5 protein-coding genes are annotated in these 5,552 nt (G+C 67.7%); 4 read left to right on the top strand and 1 reads right to left on the bottom strand.

Annotated elements, in window-relative coordinates; genetic code table 11:
• The first annotated feature begins 239 nt into the window (after nt 1-239).
• The gene (gene htpG / locus N7590_RS21730; protein WP_164087919.1) at nt 240-2,132 is read left to right on the top strand and encodes a molecular chaperone HtpG; all 1,893 of its coding nucleotides are present in this window, start codon (nt 240-242) and stop codon (nt 2,130-2,132) included.
• 257 nt (nt 2,133-2,389) lie between these two features.
• Here htpG and N7590_RS21725 read toward each other — a convergent pair whose 3' ends face one another.
• Nucleotides 2,390-2,689 carry a hypothetical protein gene (locus N7590_RS21725; RefSeq protein ID WP_053511430.1) on the bottom strand — a complete coding sequence of 100 codons (300 nt, stop codon included), beginning with the start codon at nt 2,687-2,689 and terminating at the stop codon, nt 2,390-2,392.
• A gap of 129 nt (nt 2,690-2,818) precedes the next feature.
• On the opposite strand from N7590_RS21725, the gene ftsY reads away from it, so the two are divergent.
• The 3 genes from ftsY to N7590_RS21710 all read left to right on the top strand — a co-directional run.
• Nucleotides 2,819-4,102, top strand: coding sequence for a signal recognition particle-docking protein FtsY (gene ftsY, locus N7590_RS21720; RefSeq protein ID WP_164241880.1), 1,284 nt, complete (start codon nt 2,819-2,821; stop codon nt 4,100-4,102).
• Nucleotides 4,103-4,184: 82 nt separating this feature from the next.
• A complete protein-coding gene (mutY, locus tag N7590_RS21715) occupies nt 4,185-5,309 on the top strand; it encodes an A/G-specific adenine glycosylase (protein ID WP_164241881.1) in 1,125 nt (374 codons plus the stop codon).
• Nucleotides 5,310-5,314: 5 nt separating this feature from the next.
• Nucleotides 5,315-5,552, top strand: a 238-nt coding sequence (locus N7590_RS21710) for an oxidative damage protection protein (RefSeq protein WP_279935889.1), incomplete at its 3' end; no start/stop codon positions are given.

Below are 5,552 nucleotides of genomic sequence, written 5' to 3'. Positions count from 1 at the left end.
GCGCCCGAACGCACAGCCGCCAGCGGCTGGGCCGGTCTGGGGGTTTACGGCGTGTCCTGCCAACCCACACCGCCCCGCCATCCCACGGAATGCCCGCTGTTGCTGTTGCTGTTGCTTCGGCCTCGGCAGGTGCAGGGCTGCAAGCCCTGCCAGACCAACCCCTTGATTTCGCGACAATCAGCCATACCCCTTGGCGAGGCCGCACGCGCTGGCGCGGCATTGCACATGGAGCCTTATCGATGACCGAGACCACCCAGACCGAAACCCTTGGCTTCCAGACCGAAGTCAAGCAGCTGCTGCAGCTGATGATCCACTCGCTGTATTCCAACAAGGAAATCTTCCTCCGCGAGCTGGTCTCCAACGCCGCCGACGCCGCCGACAAGCTGCGCTTCGAGGCCCTGACCCAGCCGGCCCTGCTGGAAGGCGACAGCGAACTGCGCGTGCGCGTCAGCTTCGACCCCGCCGCCCACACCATCACCATCGAAGACAACGGCATCGGCATGAGCCGCGCCGAAGCGATCGCCCACCTCGGCACCATCGCCAAGTCCGGCACCGGTGACTTCCTGCGCCAGCTGTCCGGCGACCAGAAGAAGGATTCGCAGCTGATCGGCCAGTTCGGCGTCGGCTTCTACAGCGCCTTCATCGTTGCCGATGAAGTGGAAGTCACCTCGCGCCGCGCCGGCCTGGCTGCCGGCGAAGGCGTGCGCTGGAGTTCGCGCGGCGAAGGCGATTTCGACGTCGCCACCGTCGACAAGGCCGAGCGTGGCACCCGCATCGTGCTGCACCTGAAGGACGGCGAGCATGACTTCGCCGACGGCTGGCGCCTGCGCAGCATCCTCAAGAAGTATTCGGACCACATCGGCCTGCCGATCCAGATGCCGAAGGAAGGTGGCGAAGAAGGTGCAGCAGTCGAGTGGGAAACCGTCAACCGCGCCAGCGCGCTGTGGACCCGCCCGCGCACCGAGATCAGCGACGCCGAGTACACCGAGTTCTACAAGCACGTGGCGCACGACCACAGCGACCCGCTGGCGTGGAGCCACAACAAGGTTGAGGGCAAGCTGGAGTACACCTCGCTGCTGTACGTGCCCGGCCGCGCGCCGTTCGACCTGTACCACCGCGATGCGCCCAAGGGCCTGAAGCTGTACGTGCAGCGCGTGTTCGTGATGGACCAGGCCGAACAGTTCCTGCCGCTGTACCTGCGCTTCATCAAGGGCGTTGTCGATTCCAACGACCTGTCGCTGAACGTCTCGCGTGAGATCCTGCAGTCCGGCCCGGTCATCGATTCGATGAAGGCCGCGCTCACCAAGCGCTCGCTGGACATGCTGGAAAAGCTGGCCGCCGACAAGCCCGAGCAGTACGCCACGTTCTGGAAGGAATTCGGCCAGGTACTGAAGGAAGGCCCGGCCGAGGACTACAACAACCGCGAGAAGGTGGCCGGCCTGCTGCGCTTCGCCTCCACCCGTGGCGACGGCGACGCGCAGAGCGTGTCGCTGGCCGACTACCTCGGCCGCATGACCGAAGGCCAGGACAAGATCTACTACCTGACCGGCGAGAGCTACAGCCAGGTACGCAACAGCCCGCACCTGGAAGTGTTCCGCAAGAAGGGCGTGGAAGTGCTGCTGCTGACCGACCGCATCGACGAGTGGCTGATGGGCTACCTGACCGATTTCGACGGCAAGGGCTTCGTCGACATCGCCCGTGGCGACCTCGACCTGGGCGCGCTGGAAACCGAAGCGGACAAGCAGGAGCAGGAAGCGGCGGCCAAGGACAAGCAGGGCCTGGTGGAGCGCCTGAAGACGGTGCTGGGCGACGATGTGGCCGAAGTGCGCGTGTCGCATCGCCTGACCGATTCGCCGGCGGTGCTGGCCATCGGCGAACAGGACCTGGGCCTGCAGATGCGCCAGATCCTGGAAGCCAGCGGGCAGAAGGTGCCGGACAGCAAGCCGGTGCTGGAGATCAACCCGGGCCACCCGCTGATCGCCAAGCTGGATGCCGAAGCCGATGGCACGCGCTTCGACGACCTGGGCCGAGTGCTGTTCGACCAGGCCGCACTGGCCGCCGGTGACAGCCTGAAGGACCCGGGCGCCTATGTGGCGCGCCTGAACAAGCTGCTGCTGGAACTGTCGGCCTGACCGACAGGGTGGTCGCCGGGCATGGCCCGGCGCTACCGGGTGCTGGTGGATGCCAACCTTGGTTGGCATTCCTGCTCTGGTAGATGCCAACCTTGGTTGGCGCTCCTGCTCTGGTAGATGCCAACCTTGGTTGGCGCTCCTGCTCTGGTGGATGCCAACCTTGGTTGGCGCTCCAAAGGCGTGCCAACCAAGGTTGGCACCCACCAACGCGGGTCGAGCGTGTCAACCAAGGTTGACACCCACCAAAGCCGGTCGCCTCAGGCTTCCCAATCCAGCAGCGAGCCCAGCATCTGGTCCTGGCGGCGGATCACCGTGGCGTTGGCGGCGAACGCCACCACATCGGCCCGGGCCGCCAGCAGGTCACCCAGCGGCGCGCCGGATGCGGTGCCGATGGTCGTCACCACAGCCTGCACTCCGCCCTGCTCCACCGCACCACGCTGCAGCTGCAGGCGCTGGGCATCGGGGGTCGCCAGGTTGGCCACGTTGTGCGCGGCCACCTGCACGCCCTGCTGGGCCGCGCGCATTCCGCCGAGGGCCATTCCCATCACATTGTTCATGGCGGTCTCCGGGCCAGCCTGCGCAGCCCTCCGGACCGGTTAACGGCCGGCAGGCCGCGTCCTTGAGTCCACATCGGCCCGACAGGCCCGAGTGGTAGCATATCCCTCTGATTTCAGCGCCTTTTGCCAATGCTCAGTTTTTTCCGTCGCAAGAAGCCCCAGGACGCCCCCGCAACGGAGGCGCCCAAGACCCAGCACTACTCGGCTGAAGAGCTGGCGGCGGCATTCCCGTCCGCTGCCCCGGTCGAAGAAGCCCCGGCCGTTCCGCTAGCCGCGCCGACGCCTGCACCTGCGCCCGTCGCAGTGCCCGAAGCGCCGGCCGCCGCACCGGCACCGCCGGCTGCGGAACGCGTCATCGCCGCAGAGGACTTCGAAGCCGAAGCCCTGGCCGCTGCTGCCGTGCTCGCGCCGCTGGCGCCGGTCACCCCGGCCGAAGCACCGGCTGCGCCCGCCGCTGATCTGCCGGTGCTGGTCGACGCCGCCCCGGCTCCGGCCGGCAAGCCGGGCTGGCGCGAACGCCTGCGCAACAGCGTCATCGCACGCAGCTTCGGCGGCCTGTTCTCGCGCAACCCCAAGCTCGACGACGACCTGCTGGACGAGCTGGAAACCGCGCTGATCACCGCCGACGTCGGCGTGGGTGCCACCACCGACCTGGTAGAGGGCCTGCGCAAGCGCATGAAGTCGCGCGAATTCGCCGACGCCAATGCGCTGCTGGCCGCGCTGCGCAGCGAACTGATCGCGATCCTGCAGCCGGTGGCCAAGCCGCTGGTGATCGATCGCAACGCCAAGCCTTTCGTGGTGCTCACCGTCGGTGTCAACGGCGTCGGCAAGACCACCACCATCGGCAAGCTGGCCAAACGCTTCAAGGACGACGGCCACAGCCTGATGCTGGCCGCCGGCGATACCTTCCGCGCCGCCGCCGTGGCCCAGCTGCAGGCCTGGGGCGAGCGCAACGGCGTGGCCGTGGTCGCCCAGGGGCAGAACGCCGATGCCGCATCGGTGGCATTCGATGCGCTGCAGGCCGGCAAGGCCCGCGGCACCTCGGTGCTGATCGCCGACACCGCCGGCCGCCTGCACACCCAGTCCGGGCTGATGAACGAACTGGGCAAGATCCGCCGCGTGCTCGGCAAAATCGACCCCACCGCCCCGCACGAAGTGCTGATGGTGATCGATGGCACCACCGGCCAGAACGCGCTGTCGCAGCTGCGCCAGTTCAATGCCGCGGTGAACGTGACCGGCCTGGTGGTGACCAAGCTGGACGGCACCGCCAAGGGCGGCGTGGTGTTCGCGCTGGCCCGCGAGTTCGGCATCCCGATCCGCTTCGCCGGCATCGGCGAGCGCCCGGAAGATCTGCGCGTGTTCGATCCGGAAGCCTTCGTCGACGCCCTGCTGCCTGAAGCGCTGGGCGGCTGATACACCGCGCAGCCACCCGTGGGGTGGCTCTACTGGAACCGGTAGAGCCACTCCAAGGTGGCTGCCCTCCTCCGGAACACCGATGCCACGCCAGCCGCACGCCAGCGCCGACACTGCCCAGCAAGACGGCTTCGTTGCCCGCCTGCTGCACTGGTTCGACGGCCACGGCCGCCACGACCTGCCCTGGCAGCACCCGCGCAGCCCGTACCGGGTCTGGCTGTCGGAGATCATGCTGCAGCAGACCCAGGTGGCCACGGTCATCCCGTATTTCCAGCGGTTCCTGCAGCACTTCCCGACCCTGCCCGACCTTGCCGCGGCCAGCAACGACGCGCTGATGGCGCAGTGGGCCGGGCTCGGCTACTACGCCCGCGCACGCAACCTGCACGCCGCGGCCAAGCGCTGCGTGGAACTGCACGGCGGCGACCTGCCGCGCGATTTCGATGCACTGCACGCGCTGCCCGGCATCGGCCGCAGCACCGCTGGCGCGATCCTCAGCCAGGCCTGGAACGACCCGTTCGCAATCCTCGACGGCAACGTCAAGCGCGTACTCAGCCGCTACCACGGCATCGACGGCTTCCCCGGCCTGCCGGCCATCGAGAAGCAGCTGTGGGCGATCGCCGAGGCACATGTGGCGCAGGTCCCAGCCGGACGCATGGCCGACTACACCCAGGCGCAGATGGACCTGGGCGCGACCGTCTGCAGCCGCGCGAAACCGGCCTGCGTGATCTGCCCGCTGCACGACGACTGCGTTGCGCGCCGCGAAGGCCGCACTGCCGAACTGCCCACGCCCAAGCCCGGCAAGACGCTGCCCGAACGCGAAGCGGTGGCGCTGCTGCTGCGCGACGCCCGGCAGCGCGTACTGCTGCAAAAGCGGCCGGACACCGGCATCTGGGCACAGCTGTGGACCCTGCCACAGGCGGAGGCCGGCAGCGTGCTGCAGGACTGGTTCGATGCGCACGTCGACGGCTCACTGGAAGATGCCGAGGAACTGCCGGTGCTGCAGCACACCTTCAGCCACTACAAGCTGCATCTGCAGATACTGTCGCGGCAGGTACACGGGCTGCGCGTGGAGGAACCCACGCTGCGCTGGGTCGCCGCCGACGAACTTCCCGCGCTGGGCCTGCCCGCGCCGATCCGCAAGCTGCTCGATGGCGCCACCATCAAAGCGCCAAAACGAAATTCCAAGAAACCCCGCAACCACGAGTGAGTGCCATGTCCCGAACCGTCTTCTGCCAGTACGAACAACGCGATGCCGAGGGCCTGGACTTCGTGCCCTACCCCGGCGAACTGGGCCAGCGCATCTTCAACAACATCGGCAAGCAAGCCTGGGCGGCGTGGCTGGCGCACCAGACCATGCTGATCAACGAAAACCGCCTTTCGCCCCGCACGCCGGAGCACCGCGCGTTCCTGGAAGGCGAACTGGTCAAGTTCCTGTTCGAGAGGGACGCAG

The sequence above is a fragment of the Stenotrophomonas sp. GD04024 genome (genome assembly GCF_029837545.1).
GTDB classification, from domain to species: Bacteria; Pseudomonadota; Gammaproteobacteria; order Xanthomonadales; family Xanthomonadaceae; genus Stenotrophomonas; species Stenotrophomonas forensis.
The sequence above is the reverse complement of the archived record's forward strand: the minus strand, read 5'-3'. Positions and strand labels throughout refer to the sequence as shown.

What these genes read in the sequence shown, in the direction of transcription:
- htpG (WP_164087919.1), top strand. Translation starts at nt 240, where the DNA reads ATGACCGAGACCACCCAGACCGAAACCCTTGGCTTCCAGACCGAAGTC.
- N7590_RS21725 (WP_053511430.1), bottom strand. Translation starts at nt 2,689, where the DNA reads ATGAACAATGTGATGGGAATGGCCCTCGGCGGAATGCGCGCGGCCCAG.
- ftsY (WP_164241880.1), top strand. Translation starts at nt 2,819, where the DNA reads ATGCTCAGTTTTTTCCGTCGCAAGAAGCCCCAGGACGCCCCCGCAACG.
- mutY (WP_164241881.1), top strand. Translation starts at nt 4,185, where the DNA reads ATGCCACGCCAGCCGCACGCCAGCGCCGACACTGCCCAGCAAGACGGC.